Genomic DNA, 15308 nt, shown 5'->3' on the forward strand with positions numbered 1-15308 from the left:
CGGACGGGGCACAAGGAGCAGAATGCAGCAACGGCGGCTGGCCCTCGACGAAACGCGCCCGATCTGGCGCACGATGCTGATCTTCTTGTTGCCGCTGATGGCGAGCAACTTCTTGCAGTCGGCCTCGTCGACGTTCAACAGCATCTACCTGGGTCAGCTGATCGGCGTGCGCGCGCTGGCGGCGGCGTCGGGCTTCTTCCCGATCGTCTTCTTCATGATCTCGTTCTTCGTCGGCCTCGCGAGCGCCAGCTCGGTGCTGATCGGACAGGCCTACGGCGCGCGCGACGAGGACCGCATCGAGTCGGTGGCCGGCACCACGCTGACGCTGGCGATCGGGCTCGGACTGGTCGTCGGCGTCCTGGGGGCGCTGTTCATCACGCCGCTGCTGCACCTGATCGGGATGCCCGCCGACGTCTTCGCGCTGGCGGTGCGCTACGCGCGGGTGACGTTTCTTTCGCTGCCGCTGCTGTTCGTCTACCTCGCCTACACCACGTTCGTGCGCGGCACCGGCGACACGCGCACGCCGTTCGTCGCGCTCATCGTCAGCACCGCCGTCAGCTTGGTCGTCACGCCGGCACTGATCGAAGGCTGGCTTGGCCTGCCCAAGCTCGGCATCGTGTCGGCCGCGGTCGCGAACATCGTCGGCAGCGCGGCGGCGCTGGCGTTCATGCTGATCGCGCTGGCGGCGGAGAAGAACCCGCTGGCCTTCGACGCCGGCTTGGCGCGGCACATGCGCATCATGCCGAAGGTCGTGGTCTTGCTGCTGCGCTTGGGCATCCCGACCGGCGTCCAGTTCGTGATGATCTCGCTGGCCGAGATCGCGGTCATCTCGCTGGTCAACCGCTTCGGCTCGTCGGCGACGGCGGCGTACGGCGCGGTCAACCAGATCGTCTCGTACGTGCAGTTTCCGGCCATCTCGATCGGCATCTCCGCGTCGATCTTCGGCTCCCAGGCGATCGGCGCGAAGCGTTTCGACCGGCTCGGCCACATCGCGAAGGCGGCCGTCGGGCTCAACTGGGCGATCGGCGCGATCCTCATCACGCTGGTCTACGTCTTCGACCGCGACATCCTACGCCTGTTCGTCACCGATCCGACCGTGGTCGAGTTGGCGCACGGTCTGCTGGAGATCACGCTGTGGAGCTACGTGATCTTCGGCACCTCGGCGGTGCTGTCCGGACAGATGCGCTCGAGCGGCAGCGTGCTGTGGCCGACGCTGCTCTCGATCGTCTCGATCTGGGCCGTCGAGGTCCCGGTCGCGTACGGGTTGGCGCCGCACCTGGGCTTGACCGGCGTGTGGATCGCCTACCCGGTCGCGTTCTGCGTCGGCCTGGCGCTGCAGTCGGCCTACTACTTCGGCGTGTGGCGGCGCCAGCGGCTGACGACGCTGCTCGACGACCTCGACGGCAAGGAGCTGCCGGTCGCGACCTAGTCGGTCGGCGCCGAGCAGTTCTTGATCGAGAAGCCGGGGTTGAGCGTGTTCTTGCGCGCCGCCAGCGGACAGAGCTGCGGATAGAACTCGACCATCGACTTCTGCACCGCGCCGTGCGCGGTGTGGCACTGGAAGCAGGCATGTCCGGTCGGCTGATCGTCGGCCCACGGCTGCGTCGGCACGTAGCCGCCGCGGCCGGCGTCGAACGTCACCCACTTCCACGAGGTCCCCGGATAGCGCGCGTCGTCGCGCAGCTCTGCTTCGAGGTCGAGCAGGTCGCCCTGCACCGAGCCGGTGCTCAAGCCGGGTCCCGGGCCGGAGACGATCTGGCTCTTGTCCTTGGCCGAGCGGATCTCGAGGACGAACATCGTGCGGTCAGGCCACGTGCCGGTCTGTTGGAAGGCGCGGTACGCCGCGGGCGTGACGAAGACGTTCTGGAAGACCGGCGTGCCGCCGGCCGCCGCGACCGCCAGCGGGAGGTGCGCGCGCGCGCCGGCGCTGAGCAGTCCCTGCGGGTAGGTCATCGAGAAGCCCGTGCTCACGAACACCCAGCCGCGATAATCGGCCGGCGGAATCACCTTCCCGTCAGGCGTGAAGCGCGGACCGTCGACCGGTGGAACGGGCTGGGCCGTCAGCGGCGCGCGGACGCCCGCCAGCACCAGCACGACGATTGCGAGCAGCACGGTCCACCGCATGCGACACACCCCTTCCCGAGCAAGCGCTCTGTGAGGCGCGGTGTACGCGCCGACGAACGGTCACTCCTACGCAAACGGTGTTGCGTTCCGGCGTTCGGTGGGGGAGAATGATTGCGTGGGCATCGAGGCAGTGGTCCTCGTCGGCGCAGTCGGCTTCCTGATCTTGGGATGCACGATGGGGTTCGCCACGGAGACCGACGCCGTCACGACGCCGCACCCGCGGCGGCGGGCGCCGTTCACGGTCGTGCGCATTCGCCACCTCGACGACGACGGCGAAGTCCACTGGCGCGTCGGCTGGAATTAACCCTTAAACGGCGGATCGGCCGAAGGCCGAACGCGACGGCTTCGCCGTAGGCGAAGCCACTTAGTAGCCTAAGTACGAGCGGCGGACGCGGTCGTTCTGGACCAGGTCGGCGCTCGGGCCGTGGGTGGCGACGCGGCCGGTCTCCAGCACGTAGGCTTCGTCGGCCGACTCCAGCGCGATGGTCGCGTTCTGTTCGGCGACCAGGATCGTCACGCCGTCCTCACGGTTGATCGTGCGCAGCAGCGCGAAGATGTCGCGCACGATCATCGGTGCCAGCCCCAGCGAGGGCTCGTCGAGCAGCAGCAGCTGCGGGTCGAGCATCAGCGCGCGCGCGATCGCCAACATCTGCTGCTCCCCGCCACTGAGCGTCCCCGCCGCCTGTTTGCGACGGTCGCCGATCCACGGGAAGTAGCTGCACATCTTGTCTTCGCGCGCGCGCACGCGGGCGCGATCGCCGCGCACGTAGGCGCCCAGCGCGAGGTTCTCGCCGACGGTCAGCCCGCTGAGCGTGCCGCGGCCTTCCGGAACGTGCGCGATTCCCTTGCGGGCGGCGTCCTCGGGCCCGCCGTCGAGCGCGCCGCCGTCGAAGCGCACCTCGCCGCTGCGCTTGATCGCGCCGGTGATGGCGCGCAGCGTGCTGGTCTTGCCGGCGCCGTTGGCGCCCAACAGCGCGACGAACGCGCCGCGCTCGATGGTCAGGTCGACGCCGTGCAGCGCTGCGATCTCGCCATAGCGCGCGCGCAGGCCGCGCACCTCCAACAGCGCCATGCTAGACCGCTCCGAGATAGGCTTCGATGACGGCCGGATCGCGCTGCACGACGTCGGGCGAGCCGTCGGCGAGCTTGCGCCCCGACGCCAGCACCACGATGTGATCGCAGACGCGCATCACCAGCTGCATGTGATGCTCGACCATCAGGACCGAGGTCTCGAACTCGCGCGCGATCGTCTGGATGCGGCCGCCCAGCGCGGCGACTTCTTCGTGGTTGAGCCCGGCGGCGGGCTCGTCGAGCAGCAGCAGCGTCGGATGGGCCATCAGGGCGCGCGCCAGCTCGATCGCCTTGCGCGTCCCGTAGGGCAGACCGCGCACCCAGCGCGTCGCCAAGCCGTCGAGGCCCAAGCGTTCGAGCACCTCGTGGGCCTCGGCGGTGACGTCGTCCTCGGACCGCCCGCGCGAGCGCGCGTGCGCGCCGACCCGCACGTTGTCGAGCACGCTCATGTGGTCGAACAGCGCGACGTTCTGGAACGTGCGCGCGATCCCGCGGCGAGCGACCTCGAACGGAGCGATCCGCAAGAGGTCCTCGCCGCGGAAGAGCACCCGCCCCGCGCTGGGCTGGTACAGCCGGGTGATGCAGTTGAAGCAGGTGGTCTTGCCCGCGCCGTTCGGGCCGATGAGGCCGGTGATGTGGCCTTCGGCCGCGTCGAACGAGACGTCGGTCAGCGCGTTGATCCCGCCGAACCGGATCGTCAGGTCGCGAACGGAGAGCAAGGGTTCCACGCCGCTACTTCGCGTCGCTCATCGACGAGGAACGCGTGTCGGTGAGGACGCCCATCGGCGACCAGTCCGTGCCCAGCCAGCGCGCCGTGATCAGCTGCGTGATCGGGAAGCGGAAGGTCGGGGTGGTGCGGACGACGGTGCCCGGATACACGAGCGGGTTGTTGGTCTCGTCCAGGTGCGTGACCGCGTCCATCAGCTTGGCCCGGGTCAGGTCGCGGCCGGCCCGCTTGAGGCAGTCGACCATCGTATATGCGATCGCGACGCCGTACAAGTAGTTGCCGTCGGTCGGGTCGCCGCTGGGCAGGTACTTGGCCATGATCTCTTTGTAGAACTTGATGCCCGGATCGTTGGCGTAGCGCGCGTCGTTGCCCGGGTCTTTCAAATAGATGGTCGTGATGATGCCGTTGACGGCCGACGGTCCGGCGACCTTTTGCACCAGACGCATGTACGTCACCACGTTGGAGACGTTGTTGAGGTAGGTCAGCGGATGCCAGCCCTGCTTGGCCGCCGAGATCATCCCTTGGATCGCGAACTTCGGCGTCGCGAAGATCATGTAGGTGTCGCAGCCGGCCGCCTTGAGCGAGGCGACCTGCGCGTTGACGTCGGGATCGCTGGTCTCGTACGAGGCCATCTTGACGATCTGGTTGGTGTGCTTGCCCAAACCGCGCTTGAGGCCGGTGATCAGGTCGGCGCCGTAGTCGTCGTTCTGGTAGAGGATGCCGATCTTCGCGTGCGGATGCTCGCGGGCGATGTCCTCACCGTAGATGATCGCTTCGGCTTGATAGTCGGGTTGCCAGCCGATCGTCCACGGGAACTGCTTGTAGTCGCGGCCGAACTTCGAGGCACCCGTCGCGACGAACACCTGCGGCACGCCGTTCTGGTTGAGGTACGGCCGGATGGCGGTATTGACTTCCGTGCCCAGCGAGTCGAACACGGCGAAGACGTGATCCTGCTCGACGAGCTGGTGCACGTCCTGGACCGCCAGCGGCGGGCTGTAGCCGTCGTCGAGGTCGATCCATTTGATCTTACGGCCGTTGACCCCGCCGTGGTCGTTCACGTAGTCGAAGTACGCACCGATGCCTTTGCCGATGTTGCCGTACGCCGACGCCGGACCGCTGAACGGGTGGTCGCCGCCTAGGATGATCTCGTTGTCCGAGACGCCTGGGTCGGCCGCGAACGCGGGAGCGAACGTCGCCCCGGTCACGGTGAACGCGAACGCTGCTGCGATCAGACCGATCGCCGTTCGAGTGACTTTTCGTACCACGAAGACCTCCTCGGCTGCGCCGAATGGCGCTGGGTGTGCGCTACTCGCGCGTTGGCTGATGGGTCGCGATGGGAACGGATGAGGACACGGGTTCGGATTCGAGGGCGAGCGGCGGGCTCGCGTTGCGCAGGCGCGCGAACGCGCGATGCAGGCCGCCGGCGATCCCGTCCGGGAGGAACAGCATCACCAGGATCAGGACCACGCCGTACACGACGGACGGGGCCCCGTTGTTGATCTTCTGCGCGACGAGCGGCAGAAATTGCACGATCAGCGCGCCGAAGATCGCGCCCCAGAAGCTCATGATGCCGCCGATGACGGCGCCGACCAAGAGCTGGATCGAGAGCGTCGCCTGGAACGAGTCGGGACTCAGGTACGCGTTCGACATGGCGAAGAACGCGCCGGCGACGCCCGCCAGCGCGGCGCTCCATCCGAACGCCAGCGTCTTGTAGACGTAGGGATTGATCCCGAACGAGACCGCCGCGATCGGATTGTCGCGCAGCGCGCGCAGCGCACGGCCGAAGCGCCCGCGGACCAACAGCGCCGAGAGCAGGAAGACGACGCCGACCGAGAACCAGGTCACGTAGTAGAGCCAGTTCTGCGCCGTCGACGGAAACCACGCCGGCGCGCCGACCGGGTCGAGCGTGAGGCCGTTGAAGCCGCCGGTGATCGACTTGAAGTGCTTGAGCAAGGTCGGCATCGCGACCGCGAGCGCGAACGTCGCCAGCGCCAGGTACGCGCCTTCGAGCCGCAACGCGACCAGACCGATCAGCAGCCCGACGACGCCGCTGAGCACCGCGGCGAGCGGGACGCCCAGCGCGTAGGGGACGCCCCAGAAGTGCGCCACCACGGCGAGCACGTAGCCGCCCAGCGCGAGGAACGCGCCGTGACCGAGCGAGATCTGACCGTTCATCCCGGTCAGCACGACCAGGCCCAGGCCGGCGATCGCGAACTCGGCGACGAAGATCATGTCGAAGACGAGGAACGAGGGCAACACGAACGGCACGATCGCGATGACGATCACCGCCAGCGCGACGAGCGCGTTGCCACGCATCGAGACGGGCACTAGACGCGCTGCACCGTCGTGCGGCCGAACAGTCCGGACGGCCGCACCACCAACACGAAGATGATGACGACCAGCGCGGCGGTCAGCTTGAGCTCGTTGCCGATCGCCGGGACCAGCGCGACCAGGTTGAGGCCGACGCCCAGCAGCAAGCCGCCGATGACGGCCCCGATCGGGCTCTCGATCCCGCCCAGCACGGCGGCCGCGAACGCGTAGACCTGCACCGACTGCATCATGTTCGGGTCGAGGAACACGACCGGCGCGATCATGATCCCGGAGATCGCGCCGACCACCGCCGCCAATCCCCACCCGAGCGCGAGCATCCAGCTCACGCGGATGCCGAGCACGCGGCTCTGCTCCGGATAGAGCGCCGCCGCTCGCATCGCCAAGCCCAACTTCGTCTTTTGGAAGAACAGCGAGATCAGCGCCAGCGTGCCGAGCGAAACGACGATGACGCCGATGTCCTGCAAGCTGAAGCCGACGCCCGCGATGGAGACCGGCGTGGTCGGGAACGGCGAGGGGAAGTCCTTGACGACGTAACCCCAGATCGCGCCGGCCAGGCCGTTGAACGCGATCAGCAGGCCCAGGGTGATGATGACGATCGTCAGCGGTCCGGCGCGCTCGACGGGCCGGATCACGACGCGCTCGAGCACGACGCCGCCGACGAACGCCGCCACGATCGTCAGCCCAAAGGCGGCCCACAGCGGCAGGCCGTTCTGCGCCAACTGCCAGGCGATGTAGGTGGTGAACATCGCCATCTCGCCCTGGGCGAAGTTGATGACGCCCATCGAGCGGTAGATGAGAACCAATGCGAGCGCTAAACTCGCGAACACCGAGCCCGAAGCGAGGCCGCTGACGATTTGTTGCGCCAGTTCGTGCAAGCCGGTGGGTCCTCCCGACAAATCCAACAAGGACGAGGGTCGGTTCTTTGGACCCGGGGCCAAACGGGACCTGCGAACTTTTTTTCGCGCGGACCCCTACTGCACGGCAAAGCGAGCGATGGCGTCCCGCGCGCGGCGCACGATCTCCGCACCCAGGTCGGCCGGTTCGAGCACGCGCACGCCGTCGCCCATCGTGATGATCAAGGAGATCGCGAACTCGCGCATCGGAAAGCGCAGCCGCACGCGCGCCTGCGCGCCGTCGTTCGCCAGCAGCTCGAGGTTGAGGAACGGCGCCCAGCGTTCGACGGTCTCCGGGCTCATGCGCGCGACGACGTCGAAGGTCTCCTGGCCGACGGCGCGTCCTTCCAGCGAGGCGGTCGAGGTGCGCCAATACGCGTCGAGGTCAAAGTCGGCCGGCCGGGTGAAGTGCTCCGCGGTCGCGTCGGCGGCGACGATGCGCTCGGCGCGAAACGTGCGCATCCCCTTGCCCAGCTCGTCAGCGACGAGGTACCAGATCCCGGCCTTCGCCACCAGACCCAACGGGTCGACGAGCCGGTCGGTCTCGGCCCCGGCGCGGTCACGGTAGCGCAGCCGCAGCCGGCGGCTCTCAGCGGCGGCCGCGCGCAGTCGCCCGAGCAGCGAGGTCGGCTGCTCGGTCCGGTACCAGCGGTTGTGGTCGACCAGGATCGTGCCGCGCGTCTCTTCGGCGGCGCGCCGTTGCAGCGCCGGAAGCGCGCCGGCCAGCTTCTGCAAGGCCGCACCGTGCGCGGGCGCGATGCCGAGGTCCGCCATCGGACCGGCGCTGGCCGCGAACAGCGACTGCAGCTCTTCGGTCGTGAACTGCGCCAACGCGCGGCGGTAGTCGTCGGCCAGCACGACGCCGCCGTGCGGCCCGCGCTCCATGAAGACGGGAACGCCGGCGGCGCTGAGCGCTTCGACGTCGCGGTAGACGGTGCGCATCGACACCTCGAGCGCGCCGGCCAGCTCGCGCGCCGTTCGGCGGCGCGTCCCCTGGAGCAGGAGCATCAGCGAGAGCAGCCGCTGCGAGCGCACCCCGTGATTCTCCGGCGGCGTATATGACAGCACCTGTCATATACGAGCGGTACGCTAAAGCACATGAACGAGAGCACGCGCGCAAGCGCTTCCATCTGCGGCATCGATCTGGCCGGGCTGATCGTGAAGGACGTGCCGGCCGAGATCGCCTTCTACCGCGACGTCCTGGGCATCGCGCCGACCGCCGTCGACGACGAAGGCCGCGGCGCCGAGTTCACGTTGGCGGACGGCACCACGTTCGGCGTCTGGAACCCCGGTGAGGACGGCGAGCTGCAGCCCGGCCTGGTCATCTTCTTCGCTGTCAATGATGCCCGCGCGGCGATCGACGCCATCCGTGCCCGCGGCGGTGCCATCGGCGACCCGTTCGAGAGCCCGGTCTGCGTGATGGGCTGGGGCAGCGACCCGGACGGCAACGGCTTCTGCGTCCACCAGCGCAAGAACCGCGCCGACGACGCGCCCGCGCCGGCGGCCGGCACCGACCCGGCCGACGTCATCGGGACGGACCTCACCGGTTTCGTCGCGAGCGACGTGCCGCGGTCGATCGCATTCTATCGCGACGTGCTCGGTCTGACCCCGACGCAGGTGTACGCCGACGACCACGGCGCGGAGTTCACGCTGGCCGACGGCTCGACGTTCGGCGTCTACAACCCGGGCGGATCGGTCGAGCTCCCGCCGGCCGGCGCCGGGATGCTGGCGGTCCGCGACGCGCGGGCCGCGGCCGCGCGCGCGCGCTCGCGCGGCGCGAAGGTCATGGATCCGCAGGCGAGTCCGGTCTGTCTGATGGCGTTCGGCACCGACGCCGCGGGTTTCGGCATCTGCCTGCACCAGCGCACCGCGAGCGACTAGCGCGCGGTGCGCTCCGCTTAGCGCCCCGTGTGCAGGCGCAGTTGCGCGCGCACGGTGCGCGGCGGGATCGGCAGCAGGTCGGGCAGGTACGTCGTCTGCCCGACCGACGTCGCGGCGACCAGCGGCTCACCGATGTTCGGCGCGGGCAGGTTGCTGAAGTTGTTGGTGTTGAGCAGGTTCTCGACCGAGATTTGGAACTCGAGCGACTTGTTGATCGGATGCCGCAGCGTGAGGAACAGCTCCGCGAACGGCGGCTGGTAGAACGGGTTGTTCTTCCCTTCGTAGTCCACCGCCAGGCGCGCCACCGAGCCGTCGCTCCAGGTATAGCCCAGCGAGCCGAAGCTCTTGAGGTACGGGATGCACGTCGCCAGGCCCGGCGTGAACAGGCCGGTACCGCAGACTTGGACGTTGTTGACCGGGAAGGCGGGGCTCAAGTTGTACGCGTTGAGCGGGATGCCGCTGAACACCGAGCTGTCGGCCGTTACCGAGACGCTGTATCCCCAACCGACGGGGGGCGCATAGGTGTACTTGACCGTCGCGATCTTCGCGGTGAGCTCGGCGACGTTGATCGGCAGGAAGATGCCGAGCACGTCGTTGGACGGGTTCGTCGCGCTACCTTGGAACTCGCTCACGACCTCCGAGTACTCGAGCTGCTGAAAGACGTCGTGCACGACCGCGTACTCGAGGTCCGCGCTGAGCACGGCGCCGTTCTTGAAGCGATGGTCGACGCCGCCGGTGAACTCCGAGCTGAACTCGGGCAGCAGCTGCGGGTTCTTCTCGGTGTAGATGCCGGCGGTGTAGGTCGGCGCCGACTGGGCGAAGGGCTGGTACGCGGGCAATCCGCTGACGTCGCCGGCGAACGGGAAGGTGTGCGAGGTGCCCCACGCCAGGCGGAACGAGTCGTCGGCGCCGGGCCGGAAGATCGCCGCCACGTGCGGATCGAACCGCGTCTCCGCGCGTTGCAAGTTGACCAGCGACTCCGCACCGGTCGCCACGTCGACGACGCCTTGCGATCCGGCCAGCGTCCAGGTCGTGTCGTACAGCCCGGCGTCGAACGTCAGGTTGCGCACGGCGTGGAAATCGCCCGTCAGCGCGAGCGTGGAGAAGCGCGTCCCGGTCAACGGGACGGTGACGTTGCCGATCGCGTTGGCGTAGGCGAACGTGCTCTGCCCGTGGAAGTCGTAGGTGAACTGCAGCGTGTCGTCGCCGAACGGGTGGATGTACGAGAACGTGTTCCCGTACAGCTTGTCCTGCTCGTAGAACGTGTACGGATACTGGAAGCACTCGATTTGGCCGTTGGGGGTGGTGTAGGTCTGGCCTTTCGAGTTGGTCGGCTGCGAGTAGCTGAACACCGTGCCCGGCGGACAGGTCCCGCCGACTGCCGTGTACGCGGCCGCATCGGCGTTCGGCGGGCTATAGAACGACGGGTAGAAACCCTCGTCGTAGCCGTCGTACGACTCCGGCTGGATGTTGCCGACGTAGGGGCGCAGCAGCAGCGTGTCGTTGCCGATCGAGGTCCGGAACTGCGCGGTGTAGAGCTGCTGGGTGTTGGTGATCTGGGTGCCGGGATACCACTGGATGGCGTTGATCGTCTTGCCGGTCAGGTTCGCGTACGCCGGGTTCCCGCAGATCATCGGGTCGGAGTTGTACATGCACGACTCGATCAGCGTCGGGCCCAGCGCGTTGCCCCAGGCGGTTCCCTGCGGCGAGTAGCCGCCGTACGAGCCCAGGAAACCGACGTCGAACGAGGTGCCGGGGCTGAAGTTGTACCGCAGCTTGAGCAGCTGGCCCTTGTCGAACTCCGACCCGCTCTCGTCACCGCAGAACTGCACGATGCCGGCCGAGGCGCTGGAGTTCGCCACCGAGCCGTAGTCCTCGGACACCGCGCAGCCGTACTTGTGGAAGTACGGTCCGTTGATGCCCGCGACGCCCGCCGCGACGACGTACTGCAGCCGATCGGCCGCGCCGGTCGCGATCACGTTCGTGTACTGCGAGTTGTAGTTGTCCAGCCCGGTCGTGACCTGGGCCGTCGTGCGCTGGGTGAAGCCGGGCGTGAGGATGTTGGCCGTGCCGCCGACCGCGAGGTTCGCGAACGGCGTCGTGTTTCCGGGACCCGACTGCGTCTCGATGCCGCCGACCAGGTAGCTGGGGAACAAGTGGCTGAGCCACACGCCGTACTGCCCGAGCGCGACCGGGTGACCGTCGATCAGCACCTGCGTTTCGTACGGCTGCAAGCCGCCGACGATGATGGCCGTGTCCTGCTGGCTGCCCAAGTGCTCGATGGTGACGTCGCCCTGGGTCTGCAAGGCGGTGTTGATCTGCGGGCTGGCGATGTCTTCGAACGTCTGCGCGGGAACGTAGTCGCTGACCGCCGCGCCGGCGTTGATCGTGCTCGCGCCGCGTCCGCTGGTCGAGACGCGGCCGATCGTGCGCAGCGAGGAGAGGTCGACGCGCGAAAGGGTGACGCTCAGCGGCTGCGACGAGCCGGCCGTCACGGCGACGTCGTTCAGCGTCACCGGTTGGAAGCCGCCGCGCGTCACCGCGATCGTGTAGATGCCGGGTTTGACGACCAGGACGAAGTCGCCGGTCGGGTCGGTCGTCGCGGTCGCCGTCTGCGGTCCGCTGGCGGTGACCACCGCGCCCGCCACCGGCGTCCCCGAACCGTCCTTCGCCGTCCCGGTGATGGTAGCGGTCTGCGCGGCCTGCGCGACGAGGGCCGGCGCGCTCGCCGCCGCGCCGGCGGGAGGCGTCGGTAAGAAAGCCAGCAGAGAGGCGGTGGTAACGGCAAGCGCCCCAGGCCCAAAACGATGTGTCCGCATCATCCCTCAACGACGCGCGAGCGATTCAGCATAGGATAGCCAGCTCGCGCTCGTTCGTCATTCGACATTTGGCAAGCGAGAAGACCGCCACCACGGCGGAGGGTTCACAAGGAATTCTGGGACGAACCTGGCAAGCGCGAGCGGACGAGTGTTCCCTCGGCGGATCGCTGGCCGGACGGCGAGGCGCATAAAGCGACCTTAACGCGAGGCTGGTAGCTCTGGGTCGGGGTGTGACTCGACGTTTCCCTTCGTCATTTTGAAAGGACGAACGCGTGCGCTATCCCCTCAGCGCAGCGCTGGCTTGTCTATTCGCCCTCTGCTCGCTTACCGGACCCGTTCGTGCGGCGGTACCGGCGACGCAGGCCGCACAGACGAGCTCCGCGCCAACCATCACCGGGACCGTCGCCAGCGCGCGCGGCACCGGTCTCGCCGGCGCCGACGTGACCGCCACCGGCCCGGTCACGGTCAGCGCTCAGACCGACGCCGCCGGACACTTCGCGATCGCGGCACCGCCCGGCTTCTACACCATCACCGTCACCCACGGCGGCTATCAGACCGCATCGACGCAGGTCGCGATCACGGCCGGCGCACCGACCGCGGTCAACGTGACGCTGCAAGAGACGACGCTCTCGACGCTGACCACCATCGGCCGCACCTCGACCAGCGGCAGCGGCAATCAAGCCCGCTTCGACATCGGCTCGAGCGCGCAGGCCACCTTGAGCATGCAGCAGTTCCAGAACCTCGATCAGCCGGCGATCACCAACCTCATCGCGACGCTGCCCGGCATCAACGCCTCCGAGAGCGCGACCAACGTCAACAACAGCTTCCTCATCCACGGGCTCCTCAACGAGACGAAGGTCACCCTCGACGGTCACCCCGTTTCCTCGGGCGTCTCCGGAACCTACACCGCCGACTACACCGGCTCGGGGATCATCGGCGGCGTCGACGTCCTGTACGGCATGGGCCTCAACGGGCCGACGGCCGGGCAGTCTGGCGTCGGCACGATCAACTTCCGCACGCCGGACTTCACGGCGCAGGACAGCGGCTTCGTCAAAGCCGGCAAGGACAGCTACAACGGCAGCCTCTACACGATCTTGCTCGACCGCAACTTCGACGGCGGCAAGATCTCGATGATCCTGGGGCGCTCGTTCGACGGCTACCGCGGTCCCTCGTACGACCACGACGTGGACGTCATCGACGGCACCAACGGGATGAACACCGCGACCACGGTCATCCCGCAGACCTTCAACTACACCGTCCCCTCGTTCACCAACCTCGCGGCGGAGGGGCTGTACGACGCCAGCAACACGTACGTGCTGACCGACAACTTGGCCAAGCTGCGTTTCTCGTTCTCGGGCGCGACGCAGCTGACGCTCGAGTACGTCGGCTTCTACGGCCAATTCGATCCGCAAGGCGGCGCGTACGGTCAGTACATCGGCCAGAACACCGTCCCCGAGTGCGTCAACAAGGTCAGCGGCGCGTTCGTCGGCGCCAGCGGCGCCGGCTGCACGCTAACCTCGATTTATCAAGCGCCCTCGGTTCAAAATCAGATCGGGACGACGCAGGGCTTCTACACGTTCTATCCCGGCTCGGCGGTGCGCTTCAGCCAGCCCAGCCTGAACGCCGACTTCCGCACCACCATCGGCAACGACACCGTGCTGTTTCGGCCGTACACGGCCGACATCACGCGCAACATCGACGGGACCGGCGAATCCGAGGTCCCCGGCGAGGACGGCAACGGCTGGTTCCAGGTGATCAGCGACGCCAACTGCACCGTCCAGTTCTCCGCGCCGACCGCGACCGGCGGCGCCAAGGGACCGTGCTTCCCCGCCGGCGCCGGGATCAACACGCTGCCGTACGTCAACAATCCCACCGTCCCGCACACCTACGGGACGACGACCACGCCGTACACGTGCACCGCGGCGACGCCGTGCTACACGACGGGGACGGCGCAAGACAACGCCGGCCAGTACGGCTACGGCACGCCGTACAGCACCAACGAGTACGACCACCTCAACGGCTACACGTTCAGCTACATCCACCCGGTCGGCGCCAACACGTATAGCTTCAGCGTCGACCACTTCCTCGACGACACGATCCAGATCCTCAACGACACCAGCACACCGCTGGCGGGCTGTACGCCGGTCATCAAGGGCGGCGCGCAGCCGCCGGTCGGCACCATCGGCTATCAGCCGAACTGTCTGCTGAACTCCACCAACGGCACGGCCGCGACGGCCAGCCTGCCGACGACCGACATCGGCACGCCGGACACGCAGATCTACCAGACCGACATCTCGCTGACCGGCCAGTTCCAGCTCACCCCCAAGCTCGAGTTCGACTGGGGCAACTACCTCACGACCTACAAGACCAACGTCACCTTCGAGAACCCGGCGATCGTGGCGGCCTTCCAAGCCGCGTATCCGGGCTCGGCCAACAACGCGTACATCAACGAGCAGCCGGTCGACCCGGTCTCCGAGCTGATCACGAAGTCGCACTACGATCCGCACTTCGGCTTCGTGTTCCGCCCCGACCGCGACACGGCAGTGCGCCTCAACGGCGGCTCGTCGGTGGTGGTGCCGTACTCGACGCTGATCTCGGGCTACACCACGATCAACGAGGGCGCCTCGTCGACGACCGTCACCGTCAAGAACCCGTTCCTGGAGCCGGAAGAAGTCGTCGGCTACGATCTGGGCAGCGACCGCCGCCTGTCCAACGGCGCGGTGTTCTCCGGCGATCTGTGGTACGACACCGTGCACAACCCGTGGCTGACCGAAACGACGGTCGAACCGATCGCCTACTGTCAGCGCATCTCGGGACAGTGCTTCCAGTCGAGCACGCTCAACGGCCCGCAGCGCATCTCGAAGGGCGCGCAGCTGTCCATTACCGACCAGCCACGGTTGGGCTGGGGCTACTACGGCAACCTGACGCTCGAGCACGTCTACTACGAGAACCTGCCGGCTTCGTACTTCGGCACGGCGACGAAGCAGACGAACATCGACGGCCTGGAGGCCAACGGCGTTCCGTACGCGACCGCGTACGCGTCGGCACAGTTCGCCTTTCCCCACAACGGCCTGGTGCGACTGGGCGTCGACTACGAAGGCAACGACAACGAATACAACGTGCCCGCGTTCTACATCTTCGACATGACCGCGCACGTCGACGTCGGGGCCGGCTTCCAGCTGCAGCTCTCCGGGCAGAACATCTTCAACCGGAACTTCGGCAACGATCTGGTGCGCGCCATCGAGTACCAGGGACAGGTCCAGATCGGCTACTCGTCGGTCTCCGGCTACGGCGAAGGCCAAGTGCTGGGGATCATCGAGCCGCCGTTCCAGACCTTCACGCTCTCGATCAGCCACCACTTCTGACCGGCCGTGCGCGCTACTCGATGCGGAAGAGCTCCACGAACCGATCGAGTAGCGCGCGCTTGCCAAGCCACGGCCCATCGTCCCCCGGCCGTCGTGC

12 protein-coding genes are annotated in these 15308 nt (G+C 67.6%); 4 read left to right on the plus strand and 8 right to left on the minus strand.

Annotated elements, in window-relative coordinates:
* The first annotated feature begins 22 nt into the window (after nucleotides 1-22).
* Nucleotides 23-1429 (plus strand): MATE family efflux transporter, encoded by a 1407-nt coding sequence (locus tag VMD91_07680; GenBank protein HTW83929.1) that lies wholly within the window; start codon nucleotides 23-25, stop codon nucleotides 1427-1429.
* Here VMD91_07680 and VMD91_07685 read toward each other — a convergent pair.
* Nucleotides 1426-2124, minus strand: coding sequence for a cytochrome P460 family protein (locus VMD91_07685; GenBank protein HTW83930.1), 699 nt, complete (start codon nucleotides 2122-2124; stop codon nucleotides 1426-1428). The genes VMD91_07680 and VMD91_07685 overlap by 4 nt on opposite strands.
* Nucleotides 2125-2239: 115 nt before the next feature.
* Between VMD91_07685 and VMD91_07690 the strand changes: the two genes are divergently transcribed.
* Nucleotides 2240-2428, plus strand: coding sequence for a hypothetical protein (locus tag VMD91_07690; GenBank protein HTW83931.1), 189 nt, complete (start codon nucleotides 2240-2242; stop codon nucleotides 2426-2428).
* Between the two features lie 60 nt (nucleotides 2429-2488).
* On the opposite strand, the gene VMD91_07695 is transcribed toward VMD91_07690, so the two are convergent.
* The 6 genes from VMD91_07695 to VMD91_07720 form a co-directional block, all read right to left on the minus strand.
* Complete coding sequence (locus VMD91_07695; GenBank protein HTW83932.1) at nucleotides 2489-3196, minus strand: ABC transporter ATP-binding protein; 708 nt, start codon at nucleotides 3194-3196, stop codon at nucleotides 2489-2491.
* Nucleotide 3197: 1 nt separating this feature from the next.
* On the minus strand, nucleotides 3198-3923 hold the full coding sequence (locus VMD91_07700) for an ABC transporter ATP-binding protein (protein ID HTW83933.1): 726 nt from the start codon (nucleotides 3921-3923) through the stop codon (nucleotides 3198-3200).
* Nucleotides 3924-3927: 4 nt separating this feature from the next.
* Nucleotides 3928-5187 (minus strand): ABC transporter substrate-binding protein, encoded by a 1260-nt coding sequence (locus VMD91_07705; protein HTW83934.1) that lies wholly within the window; start codon nucleotides 5185-5187, stop codon nucleotides 3928-3930.
* A gap of 40 nt (nucleotides 5188-5227) precedes the next feature.
* Nucleotides 5228-6238, minus strand: coding sequence for a branched-chain amino acid ABC transporter permease (locus VMD91_07710; GenBank protein ID HTW83935.1), 1011 nt, complete (start codon nucleotides 6236-6238; stop codon nucleotides 5228-5230).
* An 11-nt stretch (nucleotides 6239-6249) separates the two neighbouring features.
* Complete coding sequence (locus tag VMD91_07715) at nucleotides 6250-7128, minus strand: branched-chain amino acid ABC transporter permease (protein HTW83936.1); 879 nt, start codon at nucleotides 7126-7128, stop codon at nucleotides 6250-6252.
* 96 nt (nucleotides 7129-7224) lie between these two features.
* The gene (locus VMD91_07720) at nucleotides 7225-8181 is read right to left on the minus strand and encodes a WYL domain-containing protein (protein ID HTW83937.1); all 957 of its coding nucleotides are present in this window, start codon (nucleotides 8179-8181) and stop codon (nucleotides 7225-7227) included.
* Between the two features lie 63 nt (nucleotides 8182-8244).
* Here VMD91_07720 and VMD91_07725 point away from each other — a divergent pair, with 63 nt between their 5' ends.
* Nucleotides 8245-9027 carry a VOC family protein gene (locus tag VMD91_07725; GenBank protein HTW83938.1) on the plus strand — a complete coding sequence of 261 codons (783 nt, stop codon included), beginning with the start codon at nucleotides 8245-8247 and terminating at the stop codon, nucleotides 9025-9027.
* A 17-nt stretch (nucleotides 9028-9044) separates the two neighbouring features.
* On the opposite strand, the gene VMD91_07730 is transcribed toward VMD91_07725, so the two are convergent.
* Complete coding sequence (locus VMD91_07730) at nucleotides 9045-11846, minus strand: carboxypeptidase regulatory-like domain-containing protein (protein HTW83939.1); 2802 nt, start codon at nucleotides 11844-11846, stop codon at nucleotides 9045-9047.
* Between the two features lie 272 nt (nucleotides 11847-12118).
* On the opposite strand from VMD91_07730, the gene VMD91_07735 reads away from it, so the two are divergent.
* Complete coding sequence (locus tag VMD91_07735) at nucleotides 12119-15211, plus strand: carboxypeptidase regulatory-like domain-containing protein (GenBank protein HTW83940.1); 3093 nt, start codon at nucleotides 12119-12121, stop codon at nucleotides 15209-15211.
* The last annotated feature ends 97 nt before the right edge of the window (nucleotides 15212-15308 follow it).

This window comes from Candidatus Sulfotelmatobacter sp., from assembly GCA_035504415.1.
Taxonomy (GTDB): domain Bacteria; phylum Vulcanimicrobiota; class Vulcanimicrobiia; order Vulcanimicrobiales; family Vulcanimicrobiaceae; genus Vulcanimicrobium.

Bases quoted from the DNA above. Each gene is read 5' to 3' on its own strand.
- VMD91_07685 (HTW83930.1), bottom strand. From the start codon at position 2,124: ATGCGGTGGACCGTGCTGCTCGCAATCGTCGTGCTGGTGCTGGCGGGC.
- VMD91_07730 (HTW83939.1), bottom strand. From the start codon at position 11,846: ATGCGGACACATCGTTTTGGGCCTGGGGCGCTTGCCGTTACCACCGCC.
- VMD91_07680 (HTW83929.1), top strand. From the start codon at position 23: ATGCAGCAACGGCGGCTGGCCCTCGACGAAACGCGCCCGATCTGGCGC.
- VMD91_07725 (HTW83938.1), top strand. From the start codon at position 8,245: ATGAACGAGAGCACGCGCGCAAGCGCTTCCATCTGCGGCATCGATCTG.
- VMD91_07695 (HTW83932.1), bottom strand. From the start codon at position 3,196: ATGGCGCTGTTGGAGGTGCGCGGCCTGCGCGCGCGCTATGGCGAGATC.
- VMD91_07710 (HTW83935.1), bottom strand. From the start codon at position 6,238: ATGCGTGGCAACGCGCTCGTCGCGCTGGCGGTGATCGTCATCGCGATC.